The organism is Oscillospiraceae bacterium (genome assembly GCA_034925865.1).
GTDB lineage: Bacteria > Bacillota > Clostridia > Oscillospirales > SIG627 > SIG704.
This window is the reverse complement of record JAYFRN010000027.1, coordinates 1-16,871: the sequence shown is the minus strand read 5'-3', so window position 1 is coordinate 16,871 and position 16,871 is coordinate 1. Positions and strand designations below refer to the sequence as shown.

Below are 16,871 nucleotides of genomic sequence, written 5' to 3'. Positions count from 1 at the left end.
CAAAGGGACTTTTTTTACCTAAAAAACAACCCGGAGGTGAACCACAAAATGCCAAGTGCAAAAATTCTCGCCAATAAGCAGGAAGTTCTTTCAAAGCTGACAGAACAGCTGAAAGCATCCCCGGCGGGCGTTGTTGTTAACTATTACAAAACAACTGTTGAAGACGACACAAAGCTTCGCAAGGAGCTTCGTGAAGCAGGTGTGGATTATAAAGTAATAAAGAACACGATGCTTCGTTTTGCTTTTAACAATGTCGGATATGAAGCAATGGATTCTCAGCTTAACGGAATGACGGCAATCGCAATATCGGAAAAAGATCCTGTTATTGCCGCGAAGATTATTTCAAAATTCGCTGATAGTCACAAGGATTATGAAATCAAAGCAGGTTATGTTGAAGGCGAAGTCATCGACGCCGACGGCGTAAAGGAACTTGCAGCTATCCCGCCCAAGGAAATGCTTATCGCAAAATTGCTCGGCAGTCTACAGTCTTCTCTCTATGGTCTTGCCTATGTTCTTCAGGCTAAGATTGATAAAGAAAATGAAGCATCGGCTTCGGCCGAAGCTGCTCCTGCAGAAGCTGCGCCCGCAGAAGCGCAAGCATAACTCAAAACAAAAAACACCGGCATAAATTAATAAATTATATGCCGTCTTTTAGCTGAAATAAGCCAAAAGAAAAATTATTAAACACAATGCAATGGAGGAAATTAAAATGGCATCCGAAAAAATCACTAACATCTTAGATGAAATCAAAACACTTACCATTCTTGAACTTTCCGAACTCGTAAAAGCTCTTGAAGCTGAATTCGGCGTTTCTGCCGCTCCTGTTGCCGCTGTCGGCGCTTCTGCCGCTGCTGGAGCTGCTGCTCCCGCTGCTGAAGAAAAGACGGAATTCACTGTAATACTCAAAGCATTCGGCGCTAAAAAGCTTGATGTTATCAAAGTAATCCGTGAGATCACCGGTCTCGGCCTTAAGGAAGCGAAGGATCTTGTCGAAGGCGCTCCGAAGAGCGTTAAGGAAAACATTCCGAAGAACGAAGCAGAAGACATCAAAGCAAAGCTTACTGCTGCAGGCGCAGAAGTCGAACTCAAGTAATATTGATTATCGTAATATTTGCCGCCCGGATATCCGGACGGCAAATATAGAAAAATTAAAATTTACTATTGACAAATTGTGCGTCAGTTGGTATAATATCAAAGCTGTCTTATACAGCACCTTCTTAATAAAGAAGGGCCTTTAGCTCAGTTGGTTAGAGCTACCGGCTCATAACCGGTTGGTCCGGGGTTCGAGTCCCTGAAGGCCCACCATTAAATCCGAACTTAGACCCATACGGGTATTTGTTCGGATTTCTTTTGTCAGCGTAACCATAGACGATCTTTTTCCCGCATCAGGTATCTTTCTTTCTCTTCTGTAGATTTCTATCCAATGAAATTTTGTCAAGAACCTATTTCTTTTTAATATGTCATATAATTATTATTGACTTATTATACATTATGATCTATAATAAATAAGCATCAATTATTGGTTTGAACCACCTCGGGCAATCAGAGCCTTTTGGTCGTAAACCAGATTGGTGTTTTTTTGTATAAATACTTAAATCCGCAATGAAATATACATCGCATATATTTAAAATAGCTTTTAATATAATAAACATTTAATCTGTTAAACATAATTAATTGCGGTTTTATAATGAGCTAATAAGGAGTGAATATGAAAACCCTGTTTATATCCGATCTTGACGGAACGCTTTTGAACAATAATGCCGAATTGTCGGAATATACAAAAAGCGTAATAAACAATCTCATGGACTCAGGAGGTTATTTCAGTATAGCCACTGCGAGAACGCGTGAAACCGTAAAGATCATTTTCGCCGGTGCTGAAGTAAATGTTCCTGCCGTATTAATGAACGGAGCATGTCTCTACGATATGAGATCGAATAAATATGTTTATTCGCATTCAATTATAGGAGATTCGCTTGAAAAGCTTATAAATGCAGCAGTGAAATATGATCTGTCGGGATTTATATATTCTTTAAAGAACGAAATGCTATCTGCTTGTTATACAAAATTGAGTACTCCTCAATCAAGAACGTTTTATGACGAACGCGTCAGAAAATACGCCAAACCATTTGAAAAGCTTGGTTCCTTTGCCGAAGCTCAAGACAGCAATCGTAATATTATATATTTTTCTGTATGCGACAAACGCGAAAAGCTTGATCCGGTTGTTAATGAACTGAGAGCGGCGGGAAATATGAATATCATATACTATAAAGATATTTACGATCTGGGCTTGTGGTATATGGAGGTATGTTCTGCAAAAGCATCCAAATACAGTGCTGTCGAATATCTTCGTCACGAATATAAATTTGACAAAGTAGTTACCTTCGGAGATAATCACAACGACATTTCACTGTTTAAAGCCGGGGATGAATGTTATGCCGTGGCAAATGCGGTGACAGAACTCAAGGCTCATTCGACCGATGTAATATCAGGCAATACAGATGATGGCGTTGCAAAATGGCTGGTCAAAAACGCTTTTCTTAAAGATGAGTATTAAATCGTCAGCTAAAGCTTAGAGCTAAAAACAAAATAGCTGAATAACTTTAGTTACAGCTAATAAAGAGAAGAAACACTTATTATTGACTTTTCTTAATAATATGACACAGCATATTTAATGCCATTATAATAATTGTCGGGAAATATTTAATACTTGATATTGATATTAAAATTTGATATACTATAAATGAAGTATTGATTACTTATATGTTATTAAATTTTAAAGATAAGCGACGAAGTATATTTTATAGCATCAGATAATACCGTGTCTTATAAACAAAAAGAGCTGTTATTAAAACGGCAATTTAATAATTCATGTTTTATAAGAGAGAAAAGCACATATATCAAAGTCTTTTCTCTCTTTAAACGGTGAGTATTACATTTTTATAATTAAAGCGGATCTGTAAAATAATAACAGTATAACGAAAGGTATTGTAAAATATGAATATAAACAACAATGAAATAAAATCAATATTATCGAAGGTGGATCATACGCTGCTTTCACCTGCTGCCACTTCATATCAGATTAAAGCTCTCTGTTTGGATGCGGTTAAATATAAAACCGCGTCAGTGTGTATTCCTCAGTCATATGTTTCATATGCCGAAGAGTGCCTTTGCGGAAGGATCGCGGTATGTACGGTAATCGGATTCCCCAACGGTTATTCATTTTCATCGTCAAAATGCTTCGAAGCGGAGGCTTCAATACGCGAAGGTGCAAATGAGATTGATTCCGTAGTGAACATCGGTTGGATAAAGAATCGCCAATATGATAAAATAATAACAGAAATAAAAGAAATTAAATCTGTATGCGGCGAAAGAATATTAAAAATAATAATTGAAACATGCCTGCTTACGGAAGAAGAAAAAATAAATATGTGCGAGGTTGTTTCTCAATCCGGAGCTGATTTCATAAAAACCTCGACTGGATTTTCAACAGGAGGAGCGACTAGAGATGATATCGCGCTGATGAAAGCACATGTCGCGCCTCATTTAAAAATAAAAGCTGCCGGCGGCATATCATCCATTGACGATGCGCGCGATATGATCGCTCTGGGCGCGTCAAGGCTCGGAACGAGCAGAATAGTCAAAGCGGTGAAGGAACTGAATATAGATTTGGATATAGACGCTAAATAATATTTGAAAGGAAGTATATAAATGTCAACGCCTCATATTTCCGCCGAGATCGGTGATTTCGCGAAGACCGTGCTCATGCCGGGTGATCCGCTTCGTTCCGAATTTATCGCTAAAACATTTTTAACATTGCCACGTCTAGTCAACGATATAAGGGGAGTAAGGGGATATACAGGTGAATACAAGGGTAAAAAAGTATCAGTGATGGCGAGCGGAATGGGAATGCCGTCTATCGGGATATATTCATACGAGCTGTATAATTATTACGGAGTTGATAATATTATCCGAGTAGGATCGGCCGGTGCCCTTTCTGATTCATTGAAGCTGAGGGATATTATATTCGCAATGGGAGCGTGTACGAATTCATCGTTCGGTTCACAGTATAGTCTTCCCGGCGTATTTGCGCCTGTCGCGGATTATGGCTTGCTTTCTGCCGCGGTAAAATGTGCGGAAGAGGAAGGAATAGCTCCCGCAGTTGGAAGTGTTCTCTCGTCCGACACCTTTTATGACGATTCCGGAAAGCTGTCAGAGTGGCGCAAAATGGGAGTATTGGCTGTGGAAATGGAATGTGCGGCACTTTATATGACGGCTTCGCGCTTCGGAAAACGTGCTCTGACAATATGCACAGTTTCTGACTGCCCGTTTACAGGCGAGGAATGTACTCCGGAGGAACGTCAGAAAACCTTTACCCAAATGATCACTATAGCTTTGAATACGGCTGTTTCCATTTAAAGCGGAAGATAATATGTTATGTAATTATATTGATGTTAAAATATTAATACGAGAACGTTAAAAAACAAACGGAAGGAAATAATATGAAATACGAAAGAGTGTTTTTATTTGTGCTTGACAGCCTTGGCATCGGGAACGCGCCGGACGCTGCGGATTTCGGCGACGAAGGGAGCAATACGCTGAAAAGCGTTGCTGAAACGGGTATACTAAAAGCCCCTAATTTAAGAAAACTTGGTTTATTCAACATAGAAGGAGCCGGATGGTGCCGCCGGGCTGTGGTACCGGTCGCGTCATACGGCAGATGCTTCGAGCTTTCAAAGGGCAAGGATACGACAGTCGGTCATTTTGAAATAGCCGGGATTATCTCAGAACGTCCGTTTCCTACTTATCCAAACGGTTTTCCCGAGGAGTTAATGAAGAAAATAACCGACGAGTGGGGAATCGGCTATCTGTGCAACCGCCCATATTCAGGAACAGAAGTTATAAAAGAATACGGAAAAGAACATATAGAAACGGGAAAACCGATAGTATATACATCCGCGGACAGCGTTTTTCAGATCGCCGCACACGAAAGCGTGATCAGTACGGAAAGGCTTTATGAGCTATGCCGCATCGCACGCGCTCATCTTGACGGCGAAAACCGTGTGGCGAGGGTTATTGCACGGCCTTTTACCGGTGAATATCCCGATTATGTCCGCACACAGAACAGGCATGATTATTCTGTTAAACCTACGCGCGGATATTTGCTTGACAAACTCGCGGCGGCAGGTTATGACGTCATAGGCGTCGGAAAAATCGGCGATATATTCGCCGGCGAGGGAATAACTCAAAGCTACCCGGTCAAAGGTAACAAAAGCGTTGCGGAAGCCGTATCGGAAATAGCCAAGCGCAGCTTTCACGGATTATGCTTTGCTAATTTTGTGGATTTTGATATGCTTTACGGACATAGAAACGACGCGGACGGATACGCATCCGCTCTTTCAAATTTTGATTTATGGCTTGGAAAATTTATGTCTGAGCTTAAAAGCGGCGACTTGTTGATAATTACCGCAGACCATGGATGCGATCCAAAAACGCCCAGCACCGATCACTCGCGCGAGGCAGTTCCGCTTCTTGTTTATGCCGAAAATCTCGCTTCCGTTAACTTGGAAACCATATATGGTTTTGATAAAATAGGTATAATCGCCGCTGACGCTTTGGGAATGCACTGAATGTTAATGCGTTAAAATAATAGTTAACTCAGCAATTAAATAATTACCGTTAAAGAGAAAAAAGGTTCTGTATGTGTGCTATTATTTCTTATAAAACAAGGATTATTTAATTGCTTTTTAATAACAGAAGGTGTTTATGAATATATGCTAAAAAAAGAGTTTTCAGCCGAAACACTTGTTCGCGCGGCGGTTGATGCATTAAAAAAATCATATGCTCCGTATTCCGGCTTTAATGTCGGAGCGGCTATTATCTGCTCCGACGGAGAAATAATAACAGGCTGCAATATAGAAAATGCGTCTTATCCCGTTACGGTATGTGCCGAGAGAGTGGCTTTATATAAGGCCGTCAGCGAAGGCCGAAAAAAATTCATGGCTGCATCGGTCGTAGGAGGCATAAACGGGATAATAACCGACTTTTGCGCTCCCTGCGGTATGTGCCGACAGGCGTTTACAGAATTCTGCAGTCCGGATTTTTTATTTTATCTATATGACGGCTCGAAGTTTAAAAGTTTTACGCTCGGGGAGCTTATGCCCGAAAGCTTCAACGGAGGCTTGTTAAAATGAGAATGTATGATATAATTGCAAAAAAACGTGACGGCGGAGAGCTTTCCGACGATGAAATAAGCTATTTTGTACACGGTTATACGTCCGGTGAGATACCGGATTATCAGGCGTCCGCTCTTTTGATGGCGATTTATATACGTTCAATGACGAAAAAAGAGACTTTACGCCTGACGATGGAAATGGCCGACTCAGGGGACAAGGTTGATCTGAGCATGTTTGAAAATACGGTTGACAAGCACAGTACCGGCGGCGTCGGAGATAAAACGACGCTTATCGCGGCACCTGTTGCGGCCGCCTGCGGAACGACCGTGGCAAAGATGTCAGGAAGAGGACTCGGGCATACCGGCGGCACAGTTGACAAGCTCGATTCTATCCCCGGCTTTTCCACCTCTCTGTCCGCTGACGAATTTTATAGCTGTGTAAGAAAGATCGGATTATGCGTCACAGGGCAAAGCGGCGATTTTGCACCGGCCGATAAAAAGCTGTATGCTTTGCGCGATGTAACCGCGACAGTCAGCTGTATACCTCTTATTGCGTCGAGCATCATGAGCAAAAAGCTTGCCGCCGGCAGCAATAGCATTGTGCTTGATGTAAAGGCCGGGAGCGGTGCATTCATGAAGACCGCCGCCCAAGCGCGCCTTCTTGCCGAACAAATGGTTGAAATCGGGAAGGGCGCGGGCAGAAAAACGATCGCCATTATAACGGATATGGACAAGCCTCTCGGATATGCGATAGGCAATTCGCTTGAAGTTATAGAAGCGTGCGAGGTACTGAACAACAGACTTAAGGGGGAGCTTTACGATGTGTCATTGGAACTTGCCGCGAGAATGATTGCTCTGTCCTTGAATATATCGCTTTCGGACGCGCGTCGGAAAGCCGGAAGAGCCGTGGAAAACGGAAGCGCAGCGAAAAAATTCGCGGAGATGATATCCGCACAGGGGGGAGACGCGCGCGTATTAAACGATTATTCTCTTATGCCTCATGCCGGTGTTGTATATCAGCTTCGTTCAAAGAGCTGTGGGTATATAAAAAAAATGGATACTGAAAAAATCGGCACTGCCGCGATGATGCTCGGAGCGGGACGAGTTAAAAAAGAAGATAAAATCGATTATTCCGCCGGAATCATTCTAACTAAAAAGACGTGCGATCGGGTAAAGCAAGGCGAACCAGTCGCTTATTTACATACATGCCGTCCCGAAACTTTGAAGGAAGCAGGCGATGAATTTTTAAACGCGCTTGAATTTTCGGACAGCCCCCCAAAGATGACGGATGAAATAATCGGCGAAGTGACTTGACAACAAATTTCAAACCCCTTGACATACCGGCCGTTTGATAATATAATATAACTTGAAAAATTTTGTTCGGAAAGGTATTGGTAATAAAACAATGATTATCGATGTACATAATCACGCGGATTGGTACGGCTATAACGTACATAAAACCGTTGAGAATATGGACAAATACGGGATCGACAAAACATGGATCCTTACTTGGGAATGCCCGTCGAGCGAATACGATCCGTCGTATAATAAAAATGTAAATGTCAATTCCATGATCGAATACGGACCGATCGCGTTTGAGAGATGCAGATATTATAAGAAAACATATCCCGACCGTTTTATCCTCGGATATGCGCCGGATCCGCGCCGCCCGGATGCGATAGACTCTCTTAATTCCGCAATCAATCTTTACGGAGTCAAGGCTTACGGCGAATTAAAAATCAGAATGATGTATGACAACTGCGACGCGATAAGAATGTATCGTTTCTGCGGTGAGAAGGGGCTTCCCGTTACCGTACACATCGACTACGAATTTAACTGCTCCGTAAAGTATCCCCGCCCGAATTACTGGTACGGCGGCGGAATTGAAGCGTTTGAGCGCGCGGTTGCCGCATGCCCGGACACCAACTTCCTCGGCCATGCGCCCGGCTTTTGGGCTCATATATCCGGCGGATATGACCCGGCAAAGGACGGAGCGTATCCTAATGGAAAAGTCTCTCCCGGCGGAAAGCTTATTCAAATGCTCGATAAATACCCCAACCTTTATTGTGACTGGTCTGCCGGAAGCGGATGCAACGCTCTTGCCAGAGATCCGGATTTCGCAGTCGAATTCCTGACGCAATATCAGGACAGGATATGTTATGCCCGCGATTATTTTGACAATGTTCATCAGGAATTTATTGAAACGATAAAGGGAAGACTCAATAAAGAAATTCTTGACAAGCTTTATTATAAAAACGCGCTCAAGCTCATTCACGAGCTGTGATCCCGGATTCAATACAAAAGTTAATAATAACAGGAGTTATAATATATGAAAAAAGCTGATATCGGACTCATTGGACTCGCGGTAATGGGCGAAAACCTCGTAATGAATATGGAATCTAAGGGCTTTACGGTCGCGGTATATAACCGCACAACGGAAAAAGTCACTAATTTCGTCGAAGGCCGCGCAAAAGGCAAGAACATAATCGGAGCATATTCGATCGAAGAGCTTTGTGAAAACCTTGCAAAGCCGCGGAAAGTCATGATTATGGTCAAGGCCGGACAGCCCGTTGACGATTTTATTGAAAAGCTCATCCCGCATCTCGAAGCCGGAGATATCATAATAGACGGCGGAAACAGCCATTTTCCGGATACAATACGCCGCTGTCAATATGTTGAATCAAAAGGAATGCTTTATATAGGCACCGGAGTATCCGGAGGAGAAGAGGGCGCTCTCAAGGGCCCGAGCATGATGCCCGGCGGATCTCCCGCCGCATGGCCTTATGTAAAGCCGATATTACAGGCGATCTGTGCCAAAGTTGAAGACGGTTCTCCGTGCTGCGACTGGGTAGGAGAAGGCGGAGCAGGACATTTTGTAAAAATGGTTCATAACGGAATCGAGTATGGCGATATGCAGCTCATATGCGAGGCATATCAGCTCATGCGTGATTATCTCGGAATGACCCCTGACGAAATGCATGATGTTTTTGCCGAATGGAACAAGGCGGAGCTTGACAGCTATCTGATCGAAATCACGCGCGACATACTCGCTTTAAAGGATGAAAACGGCGAATATGTTGTAAATTATATACTTGACACCGCCGGACAAAAGGGCACCGGCAAGTGGACTGCAATCGCCGCTCTTGATGAAGGTATCCCGCTGACTCTTATCGGAGAAGCTGTATTTGCCCGCTGCCTGTCCGCGCTCAAAGAAGAAAGAGTCGCCGCTTCTAAAATTCTCACCGGTCCAAAGCCCGCATTCAAAGGCGACAGAGCCGCGTTCATTAATGATATTCGCCGCGCGCTTTTCGCCGCGAAAATTGTTTCATATGCCCAGGGATATACCCTTATGCGCGCCGCTGCCAAGACATACGGCTGGAATCTTAATTACGGCGGCATAGCTCTCATGTGGAGAGGCGGATGCATTATCAGAAGCGTTTTCCTCGGCGAAATAAAGAAAGCGTTTGACAAGAATCCGGAGCTTACAAATCTTCTGCTTGATCCGTACTTCAAGAATATTATCGATGCTTCCCAAGACGGATGGCGCCGCGTATGCGCTGCTGCGGTTATGAACGGCATACCGGTTCCGGCTATGATGACAGCGCTTAATTATTACGACGGTTACCGCACGGAAAGGCTTCCCGCTAACCTGCTTCAGGCGCAACGCGACTATTTTGGCGCTCATACTTATGAACGCACCGACCGCAAAAGAGGCGAATTCTATCATACCAACTGGACCGGAGAAGGCGGAAATACCTCCGCTTCCACATATGTTGTCTGACGGACTCATCCGTGTTTTTCAAGAAAAGAAAAGGAAATAGTAAAATGGATTTGTCAAGCTTCGGCTTTTCCGTGTATGCGGAAACCGACGATGGCATAAGCGACACACAGCTGAAAAATGAGCTTGCCCGTTCGCTTTCATCGTCAAAAGGTGAACTTAAGAAAGTACTGATTATTCCGCCGGATTATACCCGTTTTCATTCCGGAGCCGGAAAAATTACAAAAATATATTACGATTTGCTGAAGGACAGCTGTGATATAGACATTCTTCCCGCTCTCGGAACGCATGTAGCAATGACGAGGGATGAGGTCTGCGCTATGTACGGAGACATTCCTTTCGAAAAATTTATATATCACAACTGGCACACCGATATTGCCAAAATCGGAGAAGTCCCCGGCAAGTTTATCGAAGAAGTTTCTGAAGGGCTTATTAAAACTCCGATAGCTGTCGAGGTGAACCGCCGTCTTTTAGACAGTTCATACGATCTCATCCTGTCTATCGGACAGGTCGTACCTCACGAGGTTGTCGGAATGGCCAACCGTAACAAGAATATCTTTGTCGGAATAGGCGGAAGCGATATGATCAATTCCTCTCATATGCTTGGGGCCTTTTACGGCATGGAGCGTATAATGGGAAAGGATCATTCCCCTGTAAGAAAGGTTTTCGATTATGCGGAAGAACATTTTCTGTCCGAAATTCCGCTGAAGTATGTTTTGACCGTGACCACGGCGCCTGAAGGCAATATAAAAATTCATGGTCTGTTCGTCGGACGTGAAAGAAAATATTTTGAAGAAGCTGTCGCTCTCAGCCAGCGCAAGAATCTGAAATTCGTCGACGAGCCGTTTAAAAAAGTGGTGGTAATGCTCGACGATAAGGAATTTAAAAGCACATGGCTCGGAAACAAGAGCGTATACCGTACCCGTATGGCGATAGCTGACGGAGGAGAGCTTATCGTTCTCGCTCCCGGAGTCGATAAATTCGGCGAAGACGCTAATATTGATAAACTGATCCGGAAATACGGCTATTGCGGACGCGAAAAAATACTTACGCTCGTTGAAGAAAACGAGGACTTACGCGGTAATCTTTCCGCTGCCGCTCATCTTATACACGGTTCCTCTGATGGCCGTTTTTCCATTACCTACTGCACGCGGTATCTGACCGAAAAAGAAGTGCGCGGAGCCTGCTTTGACTATATTCCGTATGAAGAAGCAATCAGAATGTACGATCCCGAAAAGCTTACGGACGGATATAACACTCTGGAAAACGGCGAGAGAATATACTATATCTCCAATCCCGCGCTCGGGCTTTGGGCCGACAGGGCAAGATTTTAAAATTATCGGCCGCCGCCTTTTTCCGGCGGCGGCCGCGTTATTTTAAACGGCAAATATATAACAGATATTTATATAAATCGGAAAGGCGCGTTTGAAAGATGAATTCAAAGATTAAAGACAGCGATGTCGACTGTATGTTCAAGGCAATTCTCACTCTTGACAACATCGAGGAATGTTATAATTTTTTTGAGGATTTATGCACCGTCGCCGAAATTAAGGAAATGTCAAAACGGTTGAAAGCGGCGAAAATGCTCAGTGAAAACGTGATATACAGCGATATTGCTTTACAAACCGGTCTTTCCTCCGCCACAATAAGCCGCGTAAACCGTTGCCTTAAATACGGAAGCGACGGATACCGCACTGTTTTAGAACGCCTTTCTGAAGAAGATAACTGCGGAAACGATAACAGTCAAAGCAAAAACGGTGATAAAGAATAAAATGGCTGTTTATAATCAATACACGACTCTTGCCTCCTGCTATGATGTTCTTAATGACGGAGCGGAATATAATTCTTACATAAAATTTATTTGCCATATGTTTCGCGAGGAATTCGGCGATATTCCCGGATGCGGATTGCTCGATCTTGCGTGCGGAACAGGCGAAATGACGCTGAGACTGCGTTCAGAGGGCTTTTCCGTACTCGGAATAGATATATCCGAAGATATGCTTGCTGTCGCTTCCGCAAAAACGGAAGACGAGGGGATATTCTTTACAAAGCAGGATATGCGCTCCTTTTGCACATCACGCAGGTATGAAGCGGCTGTCTGTTGTTATGATTCACTGAATTACTTAACCTCATATAAAGAGCTTCGCTCCGCTTTCCAATGCGTGAATTCCGCGCTTTGCCCCGGAGGCATTTTTATTTTCGACATCAATACTCTCTACAGATATGAAAGCATATACGGAAACAATGTGTTTGCTCTCGATTATGGAGATGTATACTGCGTATGGGAAAATAATTTCCGGCCGAAAAGACGTACCTGCACATTTGACCTTACTATATTTGCAAAATGCGGAGACGGCATTTATAAAAAAATGACCGAATCGCACAGGCAGAAGTATCACAGCCCGAAAACAGTTGAGAAGCTTCTTTCCGAAACCGGATTTGAAATTACACATATAAAGAGCGACGCGGATATATTTCCTCTCCGCGGAGAAGAAAAACCCGAAAGACTTATTTTCGTCGCAAAAAAACAGACAAGGCTGCAATAAAAACATGAACAAACTCACAAGAGCCGTTACTCGTGACGGAGCCGTAAGAATTCTTATTATTAATTCAACAGGAATAGCGGAAAAAGCAAGGCAGATACATTCTCTCACACCGACAGCCTGCGCGGCGCTTGGACGTGCGCTTTCTGGCTGCGCTCTGATGAGCTGCCTTTTAAAAGACAAAGAAAACACGCTTACTCTGCAAATAAACGGCGACGGTCCTGCCGGAAAAATCGTATGCGTCGGCGATTACATGGGAAATGTCAAAGGATATATAATTAATCCGAATGTCGATCTCCCTTTAAAACAGAACGGAAAGCTTGATGTTGGCGGAGCTGTTGGATCCGGAACCATGTATGTTATAAAGGATATGGGCTTCGGAGAGCCGTATATCGGTATGTCGCGGCTTGTATCTGGAGAAATCGCAGAGGATATCACCCAGTATTTTGCTTCAAGCGAACAAACCCCGTCGGTCTGCGCTCTCGGCGTGCTTGTCGGACGTGACAGAAGCGTCGCCGCCGCCGGAGGATTTATCATTCAGCTCTTACCCGGCGCAGACGATTCTACTGCCGATATAGTGGAAAAAAATATTTCATCGCTTAAGCCTGTGACTCAGCTGATCTCAGAGGGAAAGACGAATACGGAAATAGCAGAGCTTGCCCTTGCAGGAATGGAGTTCGACATATTCGACGAAATAGAAGTCGATTATATTTGTGATTGTTCAAAAGAAAGATATGCCGCCGCTCTCGGTTCATTGGGAAATGACGAGCTTCTTGAAATGCGTGCGGAAAACAAGCCGCAGACCGCGGAGTGTTATTTCTGCGGCGCTAAATATGTGTTTGAACCGGACGAGCTCGACGCAATAATAAAAGCATTAAAAAATGACGGCGAGATAAAAGCGAAAATGGAGAATAACGATAATGCCGATTAAAATTCCAAACGCGCTTCCCGCGCGTGAGATTCTTGAACACGAAAATATATTTACAATGAATGAAAACCGTGCGCAGCATCAGGATATCCGTCCTCTGCGTATTGTGATTTTAAACTTGATGCCGACAAAGGTCGTGACAGAGACTCAGCTGTTCCGGCTTTTATCGAACACACCGATTCAGATCGACATCACTCTGTTGAAAATGAATACTCATATATCGAAAAATACACCTTCTTCTCATCTTGACAGCTTTTATAAGAGCTTTGACGATATAAAAAACGAAAAATTTGACGGCATGATAATAACAGGCGCTCCGGTTGAAAATCTTGAATTTGAGCAAGTTGATTATTGGGACGAGCTTTGTGATATGATGCGCTGGTCAAAGAAGAACGTTCATTCTACGATGTATATATGCTGGGGTGCTCAGGCCGGGTTGTATTTCAACTACGGCATAAATAAATATCCGGCGGAAAAGAAGGTGTTCGGTGTATTTGAACACGCTTTGGTAAATCCTTCTCACGATCTTGTAAAGGGCTTTGACGAGGTGTTCCTTGCGCCGCATTCGCGCCATTCATTTGTTTCCGCCGAAGATATTCTCAATTGCCCGAAGGTGGAGCTGTTGAGCTATTCGGATAAGGCCGGCGTTTTTCTTGTGGCTTCAAAGAGCCGAAGGAACGTTTTCATTACCGGTCATGTGGAGTATGATTATGACACTCTTATGAAAGAATACTTTCGCGACAGAGATAAGGGGCTTGACATAGAAATGCCATATAATTATTTTCCCGATGACGATCCCGCAAAACGTCCTTTGAACAGATGGAGATCACATGCACACCTTCTCTTTGCCAATTGGCTGAATTATTTCGTATATCAGGAAACGCCTTATGACCTGGCTCAGATAGTGCAGGAACAATGACAACATATACTCGTCCAACAGGTAAAAGCAGGAGCAGACATGGATAATATAATAAAACACAATGCCGTTGTCGGACAATCGGGTGGACCAACTGCCGCAATTAACGCGACACTTTCTGGGGTAATACGCGGTTGCATCGAAAGCGGCAGGATCGGGATGCTATACGGAGCTAAAAACGGAATCGACGGTATACTCGCCAGACGTTTCGCGTCGCTTTTTGATATTCTGCCATCAGATAAAGAGCTTCATGAATTAGAAATGACGCCATCGGCCGCGCTCGGTTCGTGCCGTAAAAAGCTGCCCGATCCGCATGACTCCGCATCAAGACCTCTATATGAAAAGATTTTTGATATTTTTGAAGAGCTGGATATTAAATATTTGTTTTATATCGGCGGAAACGATTCGATGGACACGGTATATAAGCTTTCGTTATATGCCAAAGCAAACCATAAAGAATTATATGCGGTAGGAGTTCCGAAGACTATAGATAACGACCTTGTCGGAACGGATCATACGCCCGGTTACGGTTCGGCCGCTAAATTCATCGCCGCATCTATTTCAGAAATCGCCCGCGACCTGCCGGTTTACGATCTTAAATCCGTCGTGATCTGCGAGATCATGGGAAGAGACGCCGGATGGCTCACCGCCGCCGCCGCGCTTCCTCGCGCGATAAATCCGCTTGATGCACCCGATTTGGTTTATCTTCCCGAGGTTTCGTTTGATACGGAGAATTTCATAAACAGGACAGAGCTGCTTTTAAAACAGAAAAATTCGGTTCTCATCGCGGTTTCCGAAGGAATACGCGATAAAGACGGCAAGTATATTTCCGCACAGGAACGCGGTGAAATGAAGGATGCTTTCGGGCACAAATATCTTTCAGGCACCGGAAAAACGCTTGAAATGATTGTACGGGAACGTATCGGCTGTAAAGTAAGATCCATAGAATTCAACCTTTTGCAGCGCTGCGCTTCTCATATAGCGTCGCTTACCGATATAACCGAGGCTGTCCTGGTCGGACGCACGGCGGCCGCCGCGGGAATAAAAGGCGAAACAGGCAAATTTGTTGCATTAGTCAGAACGCAGGGAGATAAATATTCATGCGTTACAAAGCTAATTGGAATTGAAGAGGTCGCAAACAAAATAAAAAAAGTACCCGCCGAATTTATAACACCGGATGGAAGCAATGTAACCGATACATGCGTTAAATATCTGCTTCCTTTGATTGCCGGAGAAGTAAATCTGGAATATGTAAACGGAATGCCGAAGCATTTCATTATAAAATGATCATAGAAAATGAACTGATACTGTCAAAGCGTGATAACCACCCTCAGGATACCGTTGTGCGAATCGGGAATACAGCTATCGGCGATGGTGGTTTTACCGTCATTGCCGGTCCATGTACCGTTGATGATCGCGAAACGCTGTTGCTGACAGCTGAGAAAGTAAAAGAAGCCGGCGCTCGTATTTTACGCGGAGGAGCATTCAAGCCGCGTACCTCGCCTTATGCTTTCAGCGGGCTGAGAGAAAAGGGAATCAAGTTCCTTGCTTCAGCACGCGCACTGACAGGACTGCCGGTTGTTTCTGAAATAACCGATGTATCTCAGCTTGAATCGTTTGAAAGCATTGATGTGCTTCAGATAGGAGCGCGTAATATGCAGAATTATGAACTTTTAAGAGCGCTTGGAAAGATAAAAAAGCCTGTTCTGCTTAAGCGCGGGTTTGCGAATACCGTATCAGAGCTGCTTTACAGTGCGGAATACATTCTTGCAGGCGGAAATCCGAATGTAATATTATGCGAAAGAGGAATACGCACATTTGAAACTGAAACGCGCTTTACTCTTGATTTATGCGCAGTTCCGATATTAAAGGAAATGACGCATCTTCCGGTAATAATAGATCCGAGCCACGCCGCTGGAAAATCAGATTTTGTCGCTCCTTTTGCCGCGGCTGCGAAAGCAATCGGAGCGGACGGATTAATAATAGAGGTTCATATATCGCCTGAATGCGCAAAATGTGACGGAGCTCAGGCATTGACTCCGGAGCAATTTGCTTTGCTCATGAAGCGGCTGGATGGTATACCGAAATTTGAAAAATAACAGCTTTAAAGTAATAACAAAAAATATATCAGTATTAACGGTGGAGTGACGGGTAATATCGTCGGCTTTACCGTTTTTTTGAGCTTTTTATTTATTAAAACCATCGGAGCTTGAAAATTACAGAATGATATCTCTTATTCGTAAATCTGCTTCTTTATATATAGAAAGAGGGACATGGACTGCTATTTAAAACGATTAACGGTCTTATTACATTACTGAAAAGGAATACACGAGTAAGAAAAGCGCGAATAACATTAAAATAAACAAAAAAATGAATTAATATCAAAAAAGGGCTTGACAAAAGCATACGTGCATGTTACAATACAAAAGCCGCCGAAAACGGAGCGGCGCACGGAAGCAAGGGGCTGATAGGCACGAAAAAAGATGAAAAGAATCTTAAAAAAGTGCTTGACAAAGCGGAGCAGAAGTGATACA

Annotated in this window: 17 protein-coding genes, 1 tRNA gene and 1 other annotated feature (1 of these 19 running past the window's edge); all 18 genes read left to right on the top strand. The window is 43.7% G+C overall.

Annotated elements, in window-relative coordinates; genetic code table 11:
- Positions 1-24, top strand: a sequence feature (ribosomal protein L10 leader region) (it extends 115 nt beyond the left edge of the window).
- Positions 25-48: 24 nt separating this feature from the next.
- Positions 49-603 carry a 50S ribosomal protein L10 gene (gene rplJ, locus VB118_09790; protein ID MEA4832888.1) on the top strand — a complete coding sequence of 185 codons (555 nt, stop codon included), beginning with the start codon at positions 49-51 and terminating at the stop codon, positions 601-603.
- 106 nt (positions 604-709) lie between these two features.
- A complete protein-coding gene (rplL, locus tag VB118_09785; GenBank protein MEA4832887.1) occupies positions 710-1,093 on the top strand; it encodes a 50S ribosomal protein L7/L12 in 384 nt (127 codons plus the stop codon).
- A gap of 135 nt (positions 1,094-1,228) precedes the next feature.
- Positions 1,229-1,305, top strand: a tRNA-Ile gene (locus tag VB118_09780).
- A gap of 403 nt (positions 1,306-1,708) precedes the next feature.
- Positions 1,709-2,554 (top strand): HAD-IIB family hydrolase, encoded by an 846-nt coding sequence (locus tag VB118_09775; GenBank protein MEA4832886.1) that lies wholly within the window; start codon positions 1,709-1,711, stop codon positions 2,552-2,554.
- A 440-nt stretch (positions 2,555-2,994) separates the two neighbouring features.
- Positions 2,995-3,687, top strand: coding sequence for a deoxyribose-phosphate aldolase (gene deoC / locus VB118_09770; protein MEA4832885.1), 693 nt, complete (start codon positions 2,995-2,997; stop codon positions 3,685-3,687).
- A gap of 21 nt (positions 3,688-3,708) precedes the next feature.
- A complete protein-coding gene (gene deoD, locus VB118_09765) occupies positions 3,709-4,416 on the top strand; it encodes a purine-nucleoside phosphorylase (GenBank protein ID MEA4832884.1) in 708 nt (235 codons plus the stop codon).
- Between the two features lie 83 nt (positions 4,417-4,499).
- Positions 4,500-5,627 (top strand): phosphopentomutase, encoded by a 1,128-nt coding sequence (locus VB118_09760; GenBank protein MEA4832883.1) that lies wholly within the window; start codon positions 4,500-4,502, stop codon positions 5,625-5,627.
- 144 nt (positions 5,628-5,771) lie between these two features.
- The gene (locus tag VB118_09755; protein ID MEA4832882.1) at positions 5,772-6,191 is read left to right on the top strand and encodes a cytidine deaminase; all 420 of its coding nucleotides are present in this window, start codon (positions 5,772-5,774) and stop codon (positions 6,189-6,191) included.
- Positions 6,188-7,486 carry a thymidine phosphorylase gene (locus VB118_09750; GenBank protein ID MEA4832881.1) on the top strand — a complete coding sequence of 433 codons (1,299 nt, stop codon included), beginning with the start codon at positions 6,188-6,190 and terminating at the stop codon, positions 7,484-7,486. The genes VB118_09755 and VB118_09750 overlap by 4 nt, the downstream gene beginning before the upstream one ends.
- Positions 7,487-7,577: 91 nt before the next feature.
- Positions 7,578-8,456, top strand: a complete 879-nt coding sequence (locus tag VB118_09745; GenBank protein MEA4832880.1) for an amidohydrolase family protein — start codon at positions 7,578-7,580, stop codon at positions 8,454-8,456.
- Positions 8,457-8,501: 45 nt separating this feature from the next.
- Complete coding sequence (gene gnd, locus VB118_09740; GenBank protein MEA4832879.1) at positions 8,502-9,953, top strand: decarboxylating NADP(+)-dependent phosphogluconate dehydrogenase; 1,452 nt, start codon at positions 8,502-8,504, stop codon at positions 9,951-9,953.
- Between the two features lie 44 nt (positions 9,954-9,997).
- On the top strand, positions 9,998-11,284 hold the full coding sequence (locus VB118_09735; protein MEA4832878.1) for a lactate racemase domain-containing protein: 1,287 nt from the start codon (positions 9,998-10,000) through the stop codon (positions 11,282-11,284).
- A gap of 98 nt (positions 11,285-11,382) precedes the next feature.
- Entirely contained in the window at positions 11,383-11,721 is a 339-nt protein-coding gene (locus VB118_09730; GenBank protein MEA4832877.1) for a YerC/YecD family TrpR-related protein, read from the top strand.
- Entirely contained in the window at positions 11,708-12,496 is a 789-nt protein-coding gene (locus VB118_09725; GenBank protein MEA4832876.1) for a methyltransferase domain-containing protein, read from the top strand. Before VB118_09730 ends, VB118_09725 begins: the two co-directional genes overlap by 14 nt.
- Before the next feature lie 4 nt (positions 12,497-12,500).
- The gene (gene hslO / locus VB118_09720) at positions 12,501-13,424 is read left to right on the top strand and encodes an Hsp33 family molecular chaperone HslO (protein MEA4832875.1); all 924 of its coding nucleotides are present in this window, start codon (positions 12,501-12,503) and stop codon (positions 13,422-13,424) included.
- On the top strand, positions 13,414-14,340 hold the full coding sequence (gene metA, locus VB118_09715; GenBank protein MEA4832874.1) for a homoserine O-succinyltransferase: 927 nt from the start codon (positions 13,414-13,416) through the stop codon (positions 14,338-14,340). Before hslO ends, metA begins: the two co-directional genes overlap by 11 nt.
- Before the next feature lie 39 nt (positions 14,341-14,379).
- Positions 14,380-15,624 carry a 6-phosphofructokinase gene (locus VB118_09710; GenBank protein MEA4832873.1) on the top strand — a complete coding sequence of 415 codons (1,245 nt, stop codon included), beginning with the start codon at positions 14,380-14,382 and terminating at the stop codon, positions 15,622-15,624.
- Positions 15,621-16,436, top strand: a complete 816-nt coding sequence (gene aroF / locus VB118_09705) for a 3-deoxy-7-phosphoheptulonate synthase (protein ID MEA4832872.1) — start codon at positions 15,621-15,623, stop codon at positions 16,434-16,436. The genes VB118_09710 and aroF overlap by 4 nt, the downstream gene beginning before the upstream one ends.
- Positions 16,437-16,871: the final 435 nt, after the last annotated feature.

Coding starts and splice junctions, on each gene's coding strand:
- rplJ (MEA4832888.1), top strand. CDS start 49: ATGCCAAGTGCAAAAATTCTCGCCAATAAGCAGGAAGTTCTTTCAAAG.
- rplL (MEA4832887.1), top strand. CDS start 710: ATGGCATCCGAAAAAATCACTAACATCTTAGATGAAATCAAAACACTT.
- VB118_09775 (MEA4832886.1), top strand. CDS start 1,709: ATGAAAACCCTGTTTATATCCGATCTTGACGGAACGCTTTTGAACAAT.
- deoC (MEA4832885.1), top strand. CDS start 2,995: ATGAATATAAACAACAATGAAATAAAATCAATATTATCGAAGGTGGAT.
- deoD (MEA4832884.1), top strand. CDS start 3,709: ATGTCAACGCCTCATATTTCCGCCGAGATCGGTGATTTCGCGAAGACC.
- VB118_09760 (MEA4832883.1), top strand. CDS start 4,500: ATGAAATACGAAAGAGTGTTTTTATTTGTGCTTGACAGCCTTGGCATC.
- VB118_09755 (MEA4832882.1), top strand. CDS start 5,772: ATGCTAAAAAAAGAGTTTTCAGCCGAAACACTTGTTCGCGCGGCGGTT.
- VB118_09750 (MEA4832881.1), top strand. CDS start 6,188: ATGAGAATGTATGATATAATTGCAAAAAAACGTGACGGCGGAGAGCTT.
- VB118_09745 (MEA4832880.1), top strand. CDS start 7,578: ATGATTATCGATGTACATAATCACGCGGATTGGTACGGCTATAACGTA.
- gnd (MEA4832879.1), top strand. CDS start 8,502: ATGAAAAAAGCTGATATCGGACTCATTGGACTCGCGGTAATGGGCGAA.
- VB118_09735 (MEA4832878.1), top strand. CDS start 9,998: ATGGATTTGTCAAGCTTCGGCTTTTCCGTGTATGCGGAAACCGACGAT.
- VB118_09730 (MEA4832877.1), top strand. CDS start 11,383: ATGAATTCAAAGATTAAAGACAGCGATGTCGACTGTATGTTCAAGGCA.
- hslO (MEA4832875.1), top strand. CDS start 12,501: ATGAACAAACTCACAAGAGCCGTTACTCGTGACGGAGCCGTAAGAATT.
- metA (MEA4832874.1), top strand. CDS start 13,414: ATGCCGATTAAAATTCCAAACGCGCTTCCCGCGCGTGAGATTCTTGAA.
- VB118_09710 (MEA4832873.1), top strand. CDS start 14,380: ATGGATAATATAATAAAACACAATGCCGTTGTCGGACAATCGGGTGGA.
- aroF (MEA4832872.1), top strand. CDS start 15,621: ATGATCATAGAAAATGAACTGATACTGTCAAAGCGTGATAACCACCCT.